Source organism: Rhodococcus sp. NPDC019647 (assembly GCF_044389235.1).
GTDB classification, from domain to species: domain Bacteria; phylum Actinomycetota; class Actinomycetes; order Mycobacteriales; family Mycobacteriaceae; genus Rhodococcus_F; species Rhodococcus_F oxybenzonivorans.
In genome coordinates this window covers 332853-349917 of the sequence record NZ_JBIRXS010000006.1, presented here as the reverse complement: position 1 = coordinate 349917, position 17065 = coordinate 332853, and the positions used below count along the sequence as shown (strand labels likewise).

Sequence of the window (17065 nt, the reverse complement as noted above, 5' to 3'; positions counted from 1 at the left end):
AGTTCTCCCCTTCTATTCCGAAATTCTGTAACGTGTTCTAGTGTTCAGGGTCACACCACGTTCAGTCGAGGAGGAGGTGACTCGTGAGCACGAGCGCTGCCCGATCTGCCGACGACTCAACCCATCAGTCCGAGGTCGCCCGACCCAGCAGCTCCAAGCGCGATCCCGAAATCCTGCGCGAACGGCTCGAGCGGTGGCTGTCCGCCCAACTGCCCGTCGGCACTGCCGCCGAGGTCACGCACGTCCACCTTCCCGACGCCAACGGAATGTCCAGTGAAACCATCCTGTTCGACGCCGTGTGGTCGGGCCAACGACATCCGCTGGTCGCCCGGGTAGCCCCGGCCGACAGCACCATGCCCGTCTTCCCCCGCTACGACCTCGATAACCAGTTCCAGGTGATGGCCCAGGTCCGCGAACACTCGTCGGTCCCTGTCCCGGTCGTCTACTGGTCCGAGACGAATCCGGAACCACTCGGTGCACCGTTCTTCGTCATGGCCCGGGTGTCCGGCCAGGTCCCGCCGGACGTGATGCCGTACAACTTCGGGTCCTGGGTGACCGAGGCGACCGGCGCCCAGCGCGCACGACTCCAGCACACCTCGGTGGAGGTGCTCGCGAAACTGCACGACATCGACCGCCCGTGGGACCGGTTCGATTTCCTGCGGCTCCCCGATGCCGGCCCGACGGCCGCCGAGTCCCTCGCCGCGCACATCCGCCAGCAGCGTGACTACTACGAGTGGACCACCCTGTCCGGGCCGCGGTCCCCGCTGATCGAGCGCAGCTTCGCCTGGCTCGAGGAGAACCGCCCCGACGATTCGTCACCCGCCGTCTTCTGCTGGGGAGACGCCCGCATCGGCAACATCATGTACGAAGATTTCCGGCCGGTGGCGGTACTCGACTGGGAGATGGCGACACTCGGACCGCGTGAACTCGACCTCGGATGGATGGCGTACCTGCATCGGTTCTTCGAAGACATCGCCGAAGTCGCGGGCCTGGGCGGTCTGCCCGACTTCCTGCGCGTCGACGACATCGCCGCGACCTACGAGGAACTGACGGGCCACGCTCCGCGCAACCTCGAGTACTACACGGTGTACGCGGCGCTACGGCAAGCCACCATCATGCTGCGAATCCAGACCCGCGCCATCCACTTCGGGCAAGCCGTCGCACCGGAAGACCCCGACGACATGATCATGCACCGCGCCTCGCTCGAAGCGATGCTCGACGGCACGTACGGGGAGAAGCTCCGATGAACGCAGACTTCGCGGGCAATCCGCTGTCACCGATGGACGACTACCCGGTGCATCAGGTGGCCGAGCCGATCCGCCGGGTGGGGACGTCCGACCGGAATTTCTACGACCGTTATTACTTCAATTGCTACCCGTCGGCCGAGACGGATCTGTTCCTCATCGTCGGCCTCGGCCAGTACCCCAATCTCGGTGTGGCGGACGCGTTCGCGGTGCTACGCCGCGGTGACGACCACATCGTCGTGCGCGGTTCCAGGGCCCTCGGTCCCGACCGCTCCGACACCACTGTCGGACCCTTCCGCGTCGAGGTCCTCGAGGGCCTGCGACGACTGCGGATCGTGCTCGAACCCGGCGAGTACGACCTCTCGTTCGACCTCACCTTCGACGCCGCCGTCCCCGCGACGCTCGAGCCACGACATTTCCGCCGCCAGCTCGAACGGGTCACCTTCGACACCAGCCGCTTCGTCCAGACCGGTACCTGGACAGGCGAGCTGACGATCGACGGCGCACCACGATCGGTCACGCCGGACAGCTGGCGCGGCAACCGCGACCGGTCGTGGGGAGTACGCCCCGTCGGCGAATCCGAGCCGCCCGGCAGACGTGCCGTGGATGGTATCCAGAACTTCTTCTGGATCTACTCGGTCATGCAGTTCGACGACTACTCGATCTGTGTGGTGCTGCAAGAAGACGAACGCGGCAGGCGCATCGTCGAAGAGGCGGTCCGCATCTGGCCCGACGACGGTCGTGAGCCCGAGTGGCTCGGCAGGCCCGAGCACGAGCTGAAATTCGAGCCCGGCACCCGGGACGTGACCGCGGCCTCACTCACCTTCCACCGGCCCGGGCGTGAGACCGTCAGTGTCACCTGCGAATTCCTGGTTTCGAATTACATCGGGATCGGCACCGGCTACGGGCTCGAAGCCGACTGGCGGCACGGGATGTGGCAGGGCGAACTGGTGGTTCAAGGAGTGCGCAAGCAGGCGTCCGAGATCGATCCGGGACTGCGCATGTTCTGCCCCGTCGACAATCTGACCCGCTTCCGTCTGGACGACGGCGGCGACACCGTGGTGGGCACGGGACTTTTCGAAGTCGCGGCGATCGGCCCACACGCACGTTATGGATTCGACAGTTTCACCGACACCACTCGCTGACCGGGTGGGCAATCAACGAGGGAATGGAAGAATGACCGACTACGACAAGCTCTACATCGGCGGCAAGTGGGTAGCGCCGTCCACCGATCAGGTGCTCGAAGTATTCTCTCCCGCAACCGAAGAACGTGTCGGCTCGGTTCCGGTTGCCGGGCCGCAGGATATCGACGCCGCCGTCGCCGCCGCGAGACGCGCATTCGACGACGGCCCGTGGCCACGCATGTTGCCCACCGAACGGGCGCAGGTGATCGCGAAGGCCGCGAAGCTTCTCGAAGAACGCGCGGCCGACATCGCGGGCGTGCTCTCGTCGGAGATGGGTCAACCTCCCGCGTCGGTGCAGATGATGCAGGTGACCCCGTCCCTCGCCACGATCAACTACTTCGCCGGACTCGCCGATTCGTTTCCGTGGACGGAAGAACGTTCGGGTGCGTTCGGCCGCTCCCGCGTCACTCGGGAGCCGGTCGGTGTCGTGGCCGCCGTAATCGCCTGGAACGTGCCCCTCTTCCTGGCGATCAACAAGTTGGGCCCGGCCATGCTCGCCGGGTGCACGATGGTACTCAAACCCGCCCCGGAGTCACCGCTGACCACCAATATCGTCGGCGAGATCTTCACCGAGGCCGGTCTGCCCGAGGGTGTGCTGTCGCTCGTGCCCGGTGGCGCCGAGACGGGTGAGTACCTCGTCTCGCACCCCGACATCGACAAAATCACCTTCACCGGCTCCACCGCGGTGGGCCGCAAGATCGGCGCCATCGCAGCGCAGAATCTCAAGCGCTGCTCCCTCGAGCTGGGCGGCAAGTCCGCCGCGATCGTCCTCGAGGACGCCGATCTCGCGTCGACGATGCCGATGCTCGTGATGTCCGGGCTGATGAACACCGGTCAGGCCTGCGTCGGTCAGACCCGCATCCTGGCGCCGCGGTCGCGGTACGACGAAGTGGTCGAGGGCATGGTGGCCACCGCCGCTTTCTTCCCTGTCGGACTACCGTCCGACCCGGCGGCGCAGCTCGGTCCCCTGATCTCCGAGAAGCAGCGGGAACGAGTCGAAGGCTACATCGCCAAGGGCAAGGAGGAAGGTGCGAGCCTGGTGCTGGGCGGCGGACGTCCGGCAGGCCTCGAGACCGGGTACTTCGTGGAGCCGACGATCTTCGCAGACGTCGACAACTCCATGACCATCGCCCGGGAAGAGATCTTCGGACCCGTGCTGTGCGTGATTCCCTACGATTCCGTCGACGAGGCCATCAAGATCGCGAACGACTCCGACTACGGGCTCGCCGGCTCGGTGTACACCACCGATGTCGAGAAGGGACTCGAGGTGGCAGCCCAGGTCCGCACCGGTACCTACGGAATCAATTGGTACGCCTTCGATCCCGGTTCCCCGTTCGGCGGGTACAAGAACTCGGGCATCGGGCGCGAGGACGGACCGGAAGGCGTCGAAGCCTTCTGTGAGACCAAGTCCGTGCTCTACCCGCCCGGCTACACAGACTAGGCGGCTCCGCCGCCCGTGCGCCTTTCTGGTAGCCGCTGCTACCAGAAAGGCGCACGAGTGCGAAGCGCTTCGACGTCTAGCTGCCGAACTGGATGCCATCCAGCGGGCCGCCGACGAAGACGATCTGCGGCATTGTGGTCTGCGGGTTCGCGACGGTACTGAGCGAGAGGCACTCGCCGATCACCGCGTAGGCGCCGTCCGCGAGTTCCGATGTGGTGAACGTCTTGACCGCGTCACCGGTGGCGTTCGCAACCACCCGTTCGGGCAGTGGAGTCATCCACGCCGCAAATCCCGGCTGGAGAACGACGGCGGGGTTGGAGAGGACTTCCGGGAGCCTGGTGGCGTCGAACGCGACTGCGCCACAGGACTGTGGATCGGTGAGCTCGAAGACATTCGGGTTGGTCACCGTGATGTCGAGGGTGTTTCCGTCCACCTCGGTCACCACGGTCGGAGGGGCTACCTCCGTTGCTGCCGAAGCAGTCGCCGGCATGGCCATGGATACGGCGGCCGCAGCGGCCGCGGCACATGCGGCACCTCCGGCGAGTCGCTTCATGCCCTTACTGGTTCCTGGCTGCATTCGTCAATCCTTTCGTCGGTGAGCTTCGAAATCATGACACTTACAGACCGAATGGTATGGGATTGGCGGCAGTCCTGCCGGGTTCCCTCCGAATCGGTCGGGTTTGTTCAATGCAGGGCGACCGCTTCGGCTCCTTCGACGCCGAATGCCGCAGTGGTTCAGTCGGGCTGAACTACTGCGGCATTCGGTGGTGTACAGGGACTAGCCCAGGCGCTGCTTCAGTGCCTCGAACTCGTCACGGATACCGGACGGCACCTTCTCGCCGAGGAACTCGAACCATTCCTCGATGAGGGGCAACTCCTGCTTCCACTCGTCGACGTTCACCTTCAGTGCCTCGTCCACGTCCGCCGCGTTCACGTCGAGACCGTCCAGCTCGAGGTCGGCGGCGGTGGGGACGTAACCGATCGGGGTCGACTCGGCGCCGGCCTTGTGCTCGATGCGGTCGACGATCCACTTCAGGACGCGCGAGTTCTCGCCGAAACCTGGCCACAGGAAGCGGCCGTCGTCGCCACGGCGGAACCAGTTGACGTAGAAGATCTTCGGCAGCTTCTGGGCGTCGGCGTTCTTGCCGACGTTGATCCAGTGGTTCAGGTAGTCACCGGCGTTGTAGCCGATGAACGGCAGCATCGCCATCGGGTCGCGGCGCACGGTGCCCACGGCACCTTCCGCGGCTGCGGTCTGCTCGGACGACAGGGTGGCACCGAGGAACGTGCCGTGCTGCCAGTCGAACGACTCGCTGACCAGCGGGACCGTGGTCTTGCGACGTCCACCGAACAGTATCGCCGAGATCGGCACACCCTGCGGGTCGTCCCACTCGGGAGCGAGGATGGGGCACTGCGACATGGGGGTGGTGTACCGCGAATTCGGGTGGGCGGCCTTCTCACCGGACTCGGGCGTCCAGTCGTTGCCCTTCCAGTCCGTCAGATGCTGCGGGTCGCCTTCGAGGCCTTCCCACCACACATCGCCGTCGTCGGTGAGGGCGACATTGGTGAAGAGCGTGTTGCCGGACTCCATCGTCTTCATGGCGTTCGGGTTGGAACCATGGTTCGTGCCCGGTGCGACACCGAAGAATCCGAACTCCGGGTTGACGGCGTACAGGCGGCCGTCTTCGCCGAACCGCATCCACGCGATGTCGTCACCGAGGGTTTCGGCGCGCCAGCCCGGAACGGTGGGCTGGATCATGGCGAGGTTGGTCTTGCCACATGCGCTCGGGAAGGCGGCGGCGATGTAGTACGCCTTGTCTTCCGGCGAAATGAGCTTGAGGATCAGCATGTGCTCGGCCAGCCAGCCCTCGTCGTGGGCCATGGCCGAGGCAATGCGCAGCGAGTAGCACTTCTTGCCGAGCAGGGCGTTGCCGCCGTAGCCGGAACCGTAGCTCCAGATTTCCCGGGTCTCGGGGAAGTGGGTGATGTACTTGGTGTCGCTGCACGGCCACGGCACGTCGGCCTGACCCTCTTCGAGGGGAGCACCCACCGAGTGCAGTGCCTTGACGAACGGCTTGTCCTTGCCCAGCTTCTCGAGGGCAGCGGTACCCATGCGCGTCATGATGCGCATCGAGACGACCACGTACTCGGAGTCGGTGATCTCGACGCCCAGTTTCGGATCCTCGGCACCGAGAGGTCCCATGCAGAACGGGACGACATACATGGTCCGACCCCGCATGGAACCGCGGTAGAGGTCGGTCATGAGGGCCTTCATCTCGGCCGGGTCCATCCAATTGTTGGTGGGACCGGCTCCGATCTCCTCATTGGTGCAGATGTAGGTCCGCGATTCGACACGTGCCACATCCGACGGGTCGGAGTTGCCGAGGAACGAGTTCGGCTTCTTCTCCTCGTTGAGGCGGGTGAACGTACCGGCGTCGACCAGTTGCGAGGTCAGTCGATCCCATTCGTCATCCGAGCCGTCTGCAAAGACGACGCGATCGGGCTGCGTGAGTTCGGCAACCTCTCGAACCCAGGCGAGCAGCTCACTGTGCTCCGTGGGGGGCGTGCCGTCAGTTCCGTTCAGACCGGGAATGGTCGCTGAGGTCATCAAACTCTCCTGGGGTGAGCCGGAACCGGACCATCTGCCGTCCGTTGCGAAAGAGCCCCTCGCAACGAGTGCCAGACGGTCCGATTTTCCCCTCTCGGCGGGGTCCAGCCAGGCCGTCCATGCCACATGGAAGACGCGGGCGCCGGGTGTCCTATCCCTAGAGGTTAACGCCGCGGGTCCCATCTAGGGGAACCGGGTGCGGTAGGAAAGGTCACAGAAACGATTCAGTAGAGCCGTCCGGCGCCTTTCCCGCGCCTGACGGGCGTTTTCGGGGAGATACTAGCCGTTACCGAGGGTCCCGTCATCAGTCTGTTTCCACTGCGCGACGCCGTCCGTGCCGCGGTGGAATTCCCAGGACGCGTACGCGCCGTTGTCGGAGATCGTCGTCAGGTGGTCGGCGTCGCCGTCGCCATCCATATCCGAGACGACTACCAGGGCATTTCCGGATTCGAAGGTCTGCGTGTCGAGGAGGCCGTCGCCGTCGATGTCATGCGTGGGAGCGGTCACAGCCACCGCTCCGGAGTCCTCACCGAACGTGTCGGGATCGAACGAGGGCACATCGGGGACCAGAAAACTCTCAGCGGTGGCCACGGCGATCTCCCTTCACATCCCACAGTTTCACAGAGAGGCGGACGCAATTCAACATGGTTCCACACACATGTGGACACATTCGGCCGACCGCCTCTACGTAGTCTGACGTTCCGGACGATGTTTCGGTTCCCTCGAGATGTCGCGAATTTCCCGCAGCCCGCGATCGATGGCCGCGATGTCGCGGTCGCATGAAGCGAGCTGACCGTTGCGCCTCGACGTCAGTGTCCGCAACTCTCCGTCGATCGACGCCACCCGAGTGTCGACCTCCTGGGCGCGCGACCTGCTCTCCTCGAGGATCATCTCGCTGATCTCCGCTTCGGCGGACAACAACCGGCCGAGAACCAGCTGCTCCCATTGCGCACGAACGGTCGTGAGCGACTCGGTGGCCCACTGACGCACGTGGGAGCGCTCGGCGATGTGACCACGCGCACGGGCGAGCCACCACGCCACCACGCCGCCGAGCGTCAGGGTGAGCGGAACGGACGCGATGTCGAGGGCGGGCACCACCGACAACGGTGCCACCATCAGGCGGCCCAGCCCGAGACCCGCCGATGCCCCGATCAGGATCGTCATGCGGTCTTCCAGCCCCCGGTGGCGCGGTTCGGGGCGTCCAGAGAAGAGGCAACCGGGTTTCGGGCAGGTGTCTCGCGGAGCGGGCGCGGCGACACCGGCGCGCGCACGCAGGTGGTCGAGTCGCGTGGTCACCACGCGTTCGAGGTCGGCGCCCAGCTGCGCCACGACGTCGGCGAGTCGGTCCGGGTAGTCGGCGAGATCCGCACGTCCCGCCCGATCGATGTCGGCGCGCACCGCCACCCCCGCCGCCCGGATCTGCGTGGACACCTCATGTATCAATTCGACCTTGCCGAGCTGCACCTCGCTGCGCAGTCGAGCAACCCGCTCGGCACGCCGGCCATCGCGGTGCGCGAGCAGGTGGGTCCGTTCGGCACGAAGGTCGGCACCGGAATCGGCCTCCCGGATGGATCGGCCGGTGGCCACGATCATCCGGCGAGTCTGCTCGAGAACCCTTTCGGTGCCCGACCGCGCGCTCCTCGATTGGCCGTCTGCCGCGGACAGGAGGGCCTCGAGCAGTGCCTCGACCCCGGATCCGCGTGCCGGGGCGCGCCCGGCTCCGGCCGCGACCGGGTGGATGGTCACGTCGGCGAACCGCTCCGCATGACCGGCGAGCAGGGCGCGGTCACGCTCGCGGACGGTGGCCCACTCTCGGTGGACATCGATTTTCGTCAGGGCGAACACCACCGGGCATGCGGGACGCAAGACCACATCGAGAACGGACAGTTCCTCGCGCCCGAGTGGCGCGGCGGCGTCGAGCACCATCAGCACCACGCCGGCGTCGAGCGGGTCGTCGACGAGATCGAAGGCGGACTCGTCGAGGGAACGGAGCGCGTCGACGAGGGTGGTCTTGCCCGCCCGACGTAGCCCGGCGACGAAGAGCTCGTGTCCGGAGTCGGTCCGGGCCCCGAGCCGGACGGTTGCTGCGGGATTCCACCGGGAAACGACATCGACGGTCTCCGCGGGCAGATCCGTCAACTCCTGCGTCATCCGGGCCCGCGGGCGGCGAGGGTCCGGCCGTCGTCCGGACTGCCGCCCATCCGCCGCCAGATCCGTAGGTAATGCCGCCGGACGTCGACGATGGCCCGTCGTTGCCGGGCCGTGGGGTTTCCACTGAGTTGCGTGCGCCACCAGTGCGCGCACCGGATGGCGTCCTCGGGGGTGCCGGGCTCGGCCGGGGCCTCCCGATTCCAGTCGACGAGGTGGAGTCGACCGGCCGCGGCCGCGAGCGCCACGGCGGCATCGCCCGCAAGGTACTCCTCGAGTGCGTCGCGGACCCCGGCGTTGCGGGCCGCCAACGACCGGAGAAACCGGAGCGCACACTCGCCTCGGCCCGCCCGGACGTGCGCCACTCGCGCGGCGACCGCTCCCACTACCTCGTCCACACCGCTGGCCGTGCGCAACAGGGCGGTGACTGCCGGCGCGTCGAGTTGCACATTCGCCTCGAGCGCCGCGCTCGCTACCGCGACACCGTGGGTATCCCACACCGAAGAAAGGTCGCGCGGACGCTGACGAAGGACGGGCAGGTCGGCCTCCGTCACAGCCCGTGCGCTCGCCAGGGAGCCGATGAGCGGCAGCACGGGCAGGCCGGCATCCGACGAGCACTCCGCCGCCCGCGCGAGCGCCGCCGCCCACACGTCGGCCGGCTCGCGTGATTCGCCGAGTGCGTCCACCTTGTTGAGTACGAGCAGTGCGCGCTCGGCGTCCACCCCGGCGACTGCCACACGGTCGGCGGCACGCACCGATTCGACGAGAACACACACCACGACGTCACCGTCCAAAACGGGGTCGGGCGCGCCGGGCACGTCGAGCGGACCGGGCTCTTCGATCACGGCACCCGGAATTGCACCTTCTTTTACTGCGGTCGCGACAGTGGTTCTCCCCACACCCGCACGACCGGTGATGTGCACACGAATCGGCGCGCGGAGATGTGCCGCGACTTCCCGAACGCTCTCCCCCGCCGCACGGTCCGATACCGCCACCCGATCTGCGAGTTCGTCCAATTCCCCGCCCCCGGCATCTACAGTGCCCATGACGCGATCACCCCCCTTCGTACCGTCAGGATTCTGTCAGACTTCCGCGAAACCGGTGTGGGCAACCATGCAGGCTGCGCCGCCGATCGACCAGAAAGTCTCAATGTCAACTTCAGACCCGTATGCCGGAAACGCCCCCCATGCGTGACAATGGTCCGGTGAACCACGCCGATCAGGAAGCACCCGCCGTCCCCGTGGAGGGACAGACTCCGCGTAAGACGGGATCTCGACTGCACCCCCGGGTGACGAGTTTCCGCTCCCGCCGGGGGGCGCTGACCCCTGCCCAGCAGGAGTCGTGGGATCGGCAGTGGCCGAAAATCGGTGCCGAGGTCTCCGACACCCGCCTCGACGCGGCCACCTGGTTCGGGCGCGACGCACCTCTGATCCTGGAGATCGGCTCGGGCACCGGAACCGCCACAGCGGCGATGGCGAAAGCCGAGCCGCACGTCAATCTGATGGCCGTCGAGGTGTACCGCCCCGGGCTCGCACAGCTACTGCAGCAGATCGAGCGCGACGGCATCCCCAACATCCGCGTTCTGCGCGGTGACGCCATGGACGTTCTCGAGAACATGGTCGAACCCGAATCGCTGACCGGTGTGCGTGTCTTCTTCCCGGACCCGTGGCCGAAGGCCCGTCACCACAAGCGCCGCCTGTTGCAAGCCCCCACCTTTGCGCTGATCGCGAGTCGGTTGAAGCCCGGTGGTGTGTTGCACGTTGCAACCGATCACGCCGAGTATGCCGAGGCGATCGCCGAGGCGGGCAACGCGGAACCGCTGTTGACCTCCCTCGATTGGGAGTCCCCGATGACACACGAGCGTCCGGTGACGAAGTTCGAAGACAAGGCCCATCAGGTCGGGAGTGCGATCACCGAGTTGATTTGGGGGAAGATCAGGTCATGAGCGTCAGCGAGCAGTACATCTCCGGCGGGTTGCCTGCGGGCTCTGCCGGCACCGCGGTGTCGTCAGGATCTCCCGTGGTGGGTGCACGTGACGGACGCCACCAGAAGCGAGTCCTTCTCGTCTGGGACGCGCCGAACCTCGACATGGGCCTGGGCGCCATCCTCGGCGGTCGCCCGACGGCGGCCTACCGGCCACGATTCGACGCCCTCGGCCGCTGGCTGCTCTCCCGGACCGCCGAACTGTCGGCGTCCGGCACCGACACACTCGAACCCGAAGCGACCGTCTTCACCAATATCGCGGCTGGCAGCGCCGATGTTGTGAGACCGTGGGTCGAAGCCTTGCGTAATGTGGGCTTCGCGGTGTTCGCCAAGCCGAAGATCGATGAGGACAGCGACGTCGACTCCGACATGCTGGACCACATCGCGCTCCGGCATGGTGAGGGGCTGGCCGGTGTCATGGTCGCCTCCGCCGACGGTCAGGCATTTCGTGAACCGTTGGAGGACATCGCCGCGACCGGCATACCGGTCCAGATACTCGGGTTCCGCGAGCACGCCAGCTGGGCGGTTGCGTCCGATCTTCTGGACTTCGTCGATCTCGAGGACATCCCCGGCGTGTTCCGGGAACCACTTCCTCGGGTCAGCCTCGACACATTGCCCGACGAGGGTGCCTGGTTGCAGCCGTTCCGACCGCTTTCCGCCCTGCTCGTCGGGCGGAAGAGTGCTGCCGAGTAGGAGTTGATCAGTGTTCGCGAGCTGGGGAAGCGTCGTCTACCGGGCCCGATTCACCGTCATCGGCATCATGGTGGCTTTGTTGCTCGGTTCCGCCGCATACGGTCTGGGTTTGGAGAAGCATCTCAGCCAGTCCGGCTGGGATGATCCGGGCTCGGAATCGGTCGCCGCGTCCAAGCTTGCCGACAGCACCTTCGGCCGCGACACCAACAGTGATGTGGTGGCGCTCTACACCGCTCCCGAGGGCAAGACCATCGAGGATCCGGAGTTCCAGGCGAAGATCGTCGCCAACCTCGAATCGCTGGCCGCGGAACACCCCGACAAAATCCTCAAGATCAACGGCGGGTACTTCAAGGTCGGGTCTGCCCCGACCCTGAGCGCCGCCTCGAGCCCGGACAAGCAGCACGCGATCGAGAGCATCGCCATCGTCGGTGACAACGACACCGAGGTCACCGCCAACTTCCGCGACATCAAGGACGAGTTCTACATCGACGGCGTCGACGTGCAGCTCGCCGGCTTGCAACCGGTGTCGGGCGCGTTGAACGACACGATGGCCAAGGACATCAAGCGGATGGAGATCCTCGCGATCCCGGCCGTCGGCCTCCTGCTCTTCTTCGTGTTCGGTGGTGTCGTGGCGGCGGCGCTGCCGCTGATCATCGGCGGTCTCACCGTGGTCGGCGCCAACGGTGTCGTCCGTCTCATCACCAACTTCACCGAGGTCAACTCGTTCGTCGCGCCCGTGGTCTCCCTCGTGGGTCTCGGCCTCGCCATCGACTATGGCTTGTTCGTCGTCAGCCGTTTCCGAGAAGAGATGGCGGAGGGGTACGACACCCGCTCCGCCGTCCGGAGAACAGTGATGACCTCGGGACGCACCGTGGTGTTCTCGGCCACCATGATCGTCGCCAGCCTCGGTGGTCTACTGCTGTTCCCGCAGGGCTTCCTGAAGTCCGTTGCCTACGGCGCCATCGCGACGGTGGGACTCGCGGCGCTCACGTCCATCACGATCCTGCCCGCGATTCTGGGCATCCTCGGCAAGCGCATCGACGCCCTCAGTTTCGAGCGCTTCCGTCAAACCAAGAACACGGAGGAAATCGAGGCCAGCGTCTGGGGCCGCCTCACCCGCTGGGTGATGCGCAATCCGCTGAAGGTCACCATCCCGATCGTGGTCGGGCTGCTCCTGTTGATCGTCCCGTTGACGGGCATCAAGTTCGGTGGCATCAACGAGACGTACCTGCCGCCGGACAGCTCGACTCGTGCCGCGCAGGAACAGTTCGACGAGATCTTCCCCAGCATGCGCACCGAACCCGTCAAGCTGGTGGTGTCGAACGCAGACAACAAGGCGCTGGGCCAGATCATCAAGGAAGCCAGCGGCGCGCCGGGCCTGATCGAGAAGTTCTCCCCGGAGGGCGCGGTCAAGGACGGCGTCGTCGTCCTCAAGGCGGGCCTGGTGGACCGTAACGAGTCGAAGCCCACGATCGACTATCTGCGCGCAATGGACGCTCCCGACGGCACGCAGGTGCTGGTCGGTGGAACGCCGGCCATCGAGCAGGACAGTATCGCCGCACTGCTCGAACACCTGCCCACGATGGTGATCTCTGTCCTTTTCCTGACGACGTTGCTGATGTTCCTGACGTTCGGGTCCCTGGTGCTGCCGATCAAGGCCGCGCTGATGAGCGCCTTGGGTCTCGGCTCCACGCTCGGCATCTTGACTTGGATCTTCATCGACGGTCACGGGTCGGCCTGGTTGAACTTCACCCCGGGCCCGATCATGTCGCCGGTGCTGGTGCTCATCATCGCCATCGTCTACGGCCTCTCCACCGACTATGAGGTGTTCCTGCTCTCACGCATGGTGGAGGCGCGTGCGCAGGGCGCGAGTACCACGGAATCCATCCGCATCGGCACTGCGCACACCGGGCGGATCATCACCGCCGCCGCCCTCATTCTCATCGTCGTCACGGGCGCGTTCGGGTTCTCGGAACTGGTGATGATGAAGTACATCTCCTACGGCATGATCGCCGCCCTGATCATCGACGCCACGCTCATCCGTATGTTCCTCGTCCCGGCCACGATGAAGCTTCTCGGCGACGACTGCTGGTGGGCGCCCGCGTGGATGAAACGCATCCAGGAGAAGACGGGTCTCGCCGAGCCGATCCTCGACAGCGAACTGATGCCTGCGGACGTCCCCGAACTGACCCCCGTGGGGGCAGCACCACCGCGCAGGAAGCCTTCGGCGCCGCCCGCTCCCCGTAAGCCCGAACCGCTCACCGAGCCGATTCCGCTCGTCACCGCTCAGGCGCTCGCCGCGAAGATGTCCGAGGACGAGGCGAAAGCACGGCGCGCGGAGACCGAGGCCCGTCGGTCGGCCACGGGCAGGCCTGCCCAGCCGCCGAAGCGGGTCGACGACGTACCACCGGCCGAGCCCCCCACCACGGTTCTGCCCTCGCCGGCTGCTCCGCGTCCTGCCACCGATCCGTCGCGCACCAATCGGCAGACCCGTCCCGCGCAACCGCCTCGCCCGGCCCAGCAGCCGCCACGGCAAGCGACGCCTGCTCCCGGCCCTGCCACGCAGTCTCGACCGATCGAGAGTTGGCTCGCAGACCTGCGGTCCACCTCCGCGGCGGGACCCCGCCCGGTCTCGTCTCCCGCGGAACCGCGGCCGAGCACGCCCACGCAACAGACGCCGTCTCTTCCCACCCGATCGCCGCGTTCGGTGCCGGCGCCGTACGAGCAGGAGACCCCCCAGTCGTCTCCTGCCCGGCCGGTTCCCTCGATGCCGACCCGGCGTCGGGCCCTGCCTGACCCCCCGGACCCCGCGAGTAGCACTCGACGCGCGGGCACCAACGGAAACAACTCTGGTGCCACCGGCGGCACGGCACACGTCAGTCCGGGGACCAACGGCAGTCCGGCCACCAACGGCAGTCCGGCCACCAACGGCTCCCGTCGACGCGGCGTCGAACACCCGCCGGCCGACCAGGAAGACACATCGAGCGGCAGGCACCGCGCGGACGACGGCAACGCCGTCAGCGTCAGCGAACTCATCGCTCGGCAGAATCGGCGCTGACCGACGAGCCGCGCCCGGTGTCGCGCTCCGCGAACTCCCTGGCGTAACGCGTTCCCGCGAGCAGTAGCAGCAGGCCGACCACCAGGAAGGCGAGTACGCGGAACAGGCCGTCGAGCATGGCCAGGTCGAACACGAACAGTTTGGCCAGAGCGGCCGCAGTCAGCGCCAGTCCGGCACCCAGCGCGGTGTGGGCATACTCGCGGTGAGCCAGACCGAACACGAGTGCAGCGGTGGCGGCCATCATCCACACGATCGTGGCGACGCAGTGACCGGCGATGAAACCGACGGATGTGCCCGTGATCGCCGTACCCACCGACACCGCGACCGTGGTGACCGCATAGAGGATCACGAGTCCGGCAAGAACCCAGACGGGTTGTGCGGTAGCGCTGCGGATCAGCCGCAACGAGTGCGCGTACCAGACGAGCAACACCACCGTGCCGACGAGAACCAACCCGGACAGCACAGTCGTGACCCTGAGCAGGTCGACCGCGCTGTACTCGTCGACGAGGACGAACGGCGGGGCGCTGTCGAGGAAGATCAGACCACCGATCACCGCGAACGCGGCCCCGACCGCGTAGGCGATGCGTGAGGACGCCTGGCCACCGATGGTGACGAACAGCGTTGCCATCCCGAGTACGACGAGCGGTGCACTCTCTCCGCCGGCACCGACCAGGCACGCGAGCAGCAGCGCGAGGGCCCCGGTGCCTGCGAGCGCACTGCGCGCATGCAGAGGCAGCGGCCGCACCGCCATCCAGATCCCGAACATCGCGGCCGCGAGCGCGAGTGTGATCAAGGTGGACTGCACTCGGCCGAAGAGGTCTGACACCAGAAGCATCGGGACTGCGGTGGTCACGATCATCGCGGTCGCGGTGATGTCACGCCCATTTCTCCGGAGCAGCAGGATCGACGAGACCAGACCGAACGACGCGACCAGCACCGCACTGGCCAACGCCCAGTTCCTCATCTGCCCGTCGTCCGCCCCGAGGTCGACGATCACGATCAGCAGCGCGATCACCACGGGAAGGGTGCGCGTAATCGCCAGATACGGCCACACGCGGCCGAGTTGGGCCGGGAAGCCGGCCACCTGGACGACGAAGAGGAACCCGATCAAGGCGAGCGATATGCCGTCGGTGAGGACCGGGGCGAGCACCGCGGCACCCGTCACGACCAGTACGGCGAGCGGTTGCGACGACCATCTGACGGCCAGAGCGACGCCGACTCCGGCGACCCCGAGTGCCACGACCATCGCCAGGGCTGGAAGCAGCCAGTGATACACGACGGCGACGGCGACCACGTCGAGATACGCACCCGCGATACCCGTTGCGGTGAGGGCGATTCCGCCGACCCTGCCACCCGGTCGGTCGAACACACGCGCACCGAGGACAACGAGCACCACTGACAAAATCGCTCCGGAGGCGACCCGCAGTCCCGGACCGAAGAACCCGGCCTGGGCGGCCAGGACCAGCAGCATGACAACCCCGATCAGGGTCACACCCACACCCGCGACCGCGAGGATGCGGCTGATGACCCCGTCGCGTTGCCACCACGGTTCCCGGGCCACTCTGGGCGGCGGGATGGGTGCAGGCCGGAACTGCGGTGGCGCCTGGGGTACCGGAGGCGGAGGCGCAGAAGGATGAGGAGCCGGCTGCCGGTACATCGGCTGGGGAGGTTGCTGGGGTTGCGGAGGTTGCTGGACCTGCGGAGGTTGCGCCCACCCGGGCTGCGGTCCGGGTCCGGGCCGAGGTGCCGTCTCGGAGGAAGGCTGCGAAACAGTCGACAACTGCGCGTGCAGGATGGCGAGATTTTCGCCGACGTGCCGCATCTGCTGGCCGAGAGCGGAGAAATCGCCGGACAGCTGGGCGATCAGGCGCGGATCGACGGACGGATTCCCGGGTGTGGACATGTATTCATCGTCCGGCGACCAGTCCGTCCGCACATGAGTAGACCTACTCGAGCGGGGTGGGGGTTTCGACGAACCGGCTCACTGGAACATATTGCGGAGTGAGGTGCCGAACGGATGCCGGGCAGTCACGGTGCCGAACCGGACTTTGCCGCGCACCACCAGGTGCAGGGGGCCGATGGGCGGGCCGCTGCGCACCTTGTTGGTGGCGCTGCCGCCCACCGTCTCGATCCCGTTGAGGTCGACGGTCGCCTCCGCGGGGACGATCAGGGTGAGGGAACTCGCGTAGTCGTCGACATCGAGGTACACCACCTGTGTCGCCATGACCGCGCGAGTGAAGTCGAGATTTACGCTCGACACCCGGGTGTCCACTTTCAGGGACGCCGGCACACTCCATGAGCCCGTGCGGGTGACGGAGGACATCCGACCGCGGATGATCTCACCGGGCGGCGGCACGGACACGTGGTGGCCTACCGACGGTGCAGGTGCCGACGAGGGTGGGATCGGCCGCGCGGCGTACGGCCGGTCGGGATACGGGGGCGGGACGAACTCCGAGATCAGCTGTATTCCCGGGAGGTCGACGAGGACGGCATTGAGTTCGCCGCGCGTTTTCGCGGCCAGCGCCGTATCCATTCGTTCTGTGAACTCCCCCAGCGACAGCATCCCCTGGCCCACCGCTCGCTGCAGCAGTTCACCGACGTGTTCGCGCTCCGCATCGGATACGCGTAGATCCCGTGCCTCCATGCCGACCAGGTTAGTGCGCCTCCGCCGCCCGTGAGTACTTGTTAACAACGCGTTGTTAACAA

Annotated in this window: 13 protein-coding genes; 6 read left to right on the top strand and 7 right to left on the bottom strand. The window is 66.5% G+C overall.

From position 1 onward, the window contains the following. The first annotated feature begins 83 nt into the window (after positions 1-83). Genes ACH49N_RS15685 through ACH49N_RS15675 form a run of 3 tightly spaced genes read left to right on the top strand, consistent with a single transcriptional unit; the run spans position 84 to position 3869 of the window. A complete protein-coding gene (locus ACH49N_RS15685) occupies positions 84-1247 on the top strand; it encodes a phosphotransferase family protein (protein WP_358276794.1) in 1164 nt (387 codons plus the stop codon). Continuing rightward, positions 1244-2389, top strand: a complete 1146-nt coding sequence (locus ACH49N_RS15680; RefSeq protein WP_358276793.1) for a hypothetical protein — start codon at positions 1244-1246, stop codon at positions 2387-2389. The genes ACH49N_RS15685 and ACH49N_RS15680 overlap by 4 nt, the downstream gene beginning before the upstream one ends. A 31-nt stretch (positions 2390-2420) precedes the next feature. Further along, positions 2421-3869 carry an aldehyde dehydrogenase gene (locus ACH49N_RS15675; RefSeq protein ID WP_397504667.1) on the top strand — a complete coding sequence of 483 codons (1449 nt, stop codon included), beginning with the start codon at positions 2421-2423 and terminating at the stop codon, positions 3867-3869. Between the two features lie 76 nt (positions 3870-3945). Here ACH49N_RS15675 and ACH49N_RS15670 read toward each other — a convergent pair whose 3' ends face one another. The 5 genes from ACH49N_RS15670 to ACH49N_RS15650 all read right to left on the bottom strand — a co-directional run bounded on the left by ACH49N_RS15670 (position 3946) and on the right by ACH49N_RS15650 (position 9671). Continuing rightward, positions 3946-4446: a hypothetical protein gene (locus tag ACH49N_RS15670; RefSeq protein WP_358276792.1), complete on the bottom strand. Its 501-nt coding sequence runs from the start codon at positions 4444-4446 to the stop codon at positions 3946-3948. Positions 4447-4647: 201 nt separating this feature from the next. Then, positions 4648-6477, bottom strand: a complete 1830-nt coding sequence (locus ACH49N_RS15665) for a phosphoenolpyruvate carboxykinase (GTP) (RefSeq protein ID WP_358276791.1) — start codon at positions 6475-6477, stop codon at positions 4648-4650. Between the two features lie 279 nt (positions 6478-6756). Next, entirely contained in the window at positions 6757-7068 is a 312-nt protein-coding gene (locus ACH49N_RS15660; protein WP_358276790.1) for a DUF6802 family protein, read from the bottom strand. 93 nt (positions 7069-7161) lie between these two features. After that, positions 7162-8628: a hypothetical protein gene (locus tag ACH49N_RS15655; protein WP_358276789.1), complete on the bottom strand. Its 1467-nt coding sequence runs from the start codon at positions 8626-8628 to the stop codon at positions 7162-7164. Next, positions 8625-9671, bottom strand: coding sequence for a hypothetical protein (locus ACH49N_RS15650; protein ID WP_358276788.1), 1047 nt, complete (start codon positions 9669-9671; stop codon positions 8625-8627). The genes ACH49N_RS15655 and ACH49N_RS15650 overlap by 4 nt, the downstream gene beginning before the upstream one ends. Before the next feature lie 122 nt (positions 9672-9793). On the opposite strand from ACH49N_RS15650, the gene trmB reads away from it, so the two are divergent. Genes trmB through ACH49N_RS15635 form a run of 3 tightly spaced genes read left to right on the top strand, consistent with a single transcriptional unit; the run spans position 9794 to position 14359 of the window. Continuing rightward, positions 9794-10570 (top strand): tRNA (guanosine(46)-N7)-methyltransferase TrmB, encoded by a 777-nt coding sequence (trmB, locus tag ACH49N_RS15645; protein WP_358276787.1) that lies wholly within the window; start codon positions 9794-9796, stop codon positions 10568-10570. Beyond that, on the top strand, positions 10567-11301 hold the full coding sequence (locus tag ACH49N_RS15640; RefSeq protein WP_358276786.1) for an NYN domain-containing protein: 735 nt from the start codon (positions 10567-10569) through the stop codon (positions 11299-11301). Before trmB ends, ACH49N_RS15640 begins: the two co-directional genes overlap by 4 nt. A gap of 10 nt (positions 11302-11311) precedes the next feature. Further along, positions 11312-14359 carry an MMPL family transporter gene (locus ACH49N_RS15635; protein WP_358276785.1) on the top strand — a complete coding sequence of 1016 codons (3048 nt, stop codon included), beginning with the start codon at positions 11312-11314 and terminating at the stop codon, positions 14357-14359. Here ACH49N_RS15635 and ACH49N_RS15630 read toward each other — a convergent pair. Together ACH49N_RS15630 and ACH49N_RS15625 are read right to left on the bottom strand one after the other, a co-directional pair. Next, positions 14334-16262 carry a DUF2339 domain-containing protein gene (locus tag ACH49N_RS15630; RefSeq protein ID WP_358276784.1) on the bottom strand — a complete coding sequence of 643 codons (1929 nt, stop codon included), beginning with the start codon at positions 16260-16262 and terminating at the stop codon, positions 14334-14336. The two genes, ACH49N_RS15635 and ACH49N_RS15630, sit on opposite strands and share 26 nt — an antisense overlap. A gap of 78 nt (positions 16263-16340) precedes the next feature. After that, the gene (locus ACH49N_RS15625) at positions 16341-17003 is read right to left on the bottom strand and encodes a DUF1707 domain-containing protein (protein WP_159924113.1); all 663 of its coding nucleotides are present in this window, start codon (positions 17001-17003) and stop codon (positions 16341-16343) included. Positions 17004-17065: the final 62 nt, after the last annotated feature.

Excerpts from the sequence above, each read along its gene's own strand:
- ACH49N_RS15625 (WP_159924113.1), bottom strand. The coding sequence starts at position 17,003 with ATGGAGGCACGGGATCTACGCGTATCCGATGCGGAGCGCGAACACGTC.
- trmB (WP_358276787.1), top strand. The coding sequence starts at position 9,794 with ATGCCGGAAACGCCCCCCATGCGTGACAATGGTCCGGTGAACCACGCC.
- ACH49N_RS15670 (WP_358276792.1), bottom strand. The coding sequence starts at position 4,446 with ATGCAGCCAGGAACCAGTAAGGGCATGAAGCGACTCGCCGGAGGTGCC.
- ACH49N_RS15675 (WP_397504667.1), top strand. The coding sequence starts at position 2,421 with ATGACCGACTACGACAAGCTCTACATCGGCGGCAAGTGGGTAGCGCCG.
- ACH49N_RS15665 (WP_358276791.1), bottom strand. The coding sequence starts at position 6,477 with ATGACCTCAGCGACCATTCCCGGTCTGAACGGAACTGACGGCACGCCC.
- ACH49N_RS15640 (WP_358276786.1), top strand. The coding sequence starts at position 10,567 with ATGAGCGTCAGCGAGCAGTACATCTCCGGCGGGTTGCCTGCGGGCTCT.
- ACH49N_RS15655 (WP_358276789.1), bottom strand. The coding sequence starts at position 8,628 with ATGACGCAGGAGTTGACGGATCTGCCCGCGGAGACCGTCGATGTCGTT.
- ACH49N_RS15630 (WP_358276784.1), bottom strand. The coding sequence starts at position 16,262 with ATGTCCACACCCGGGAATCCGTCCGTCGATCCGCGCCTGATCGCCCAG.
- ACH49N_RS15680 (WP_358276793.1), top strand. The coding sequence starts at position 1,244 with ATGAACGCAGACTTCGCGGGCAATCCGCTGTCACCGATGGACGACTAC.
- ACH49N_RS15650 (WP_358276788.1), bottom strand. The coding sequence starts at position 9,671 with ATGGGCACTGTAGATGCCGGGGGCGGGGAATTGGACGAACTCGCAGAT.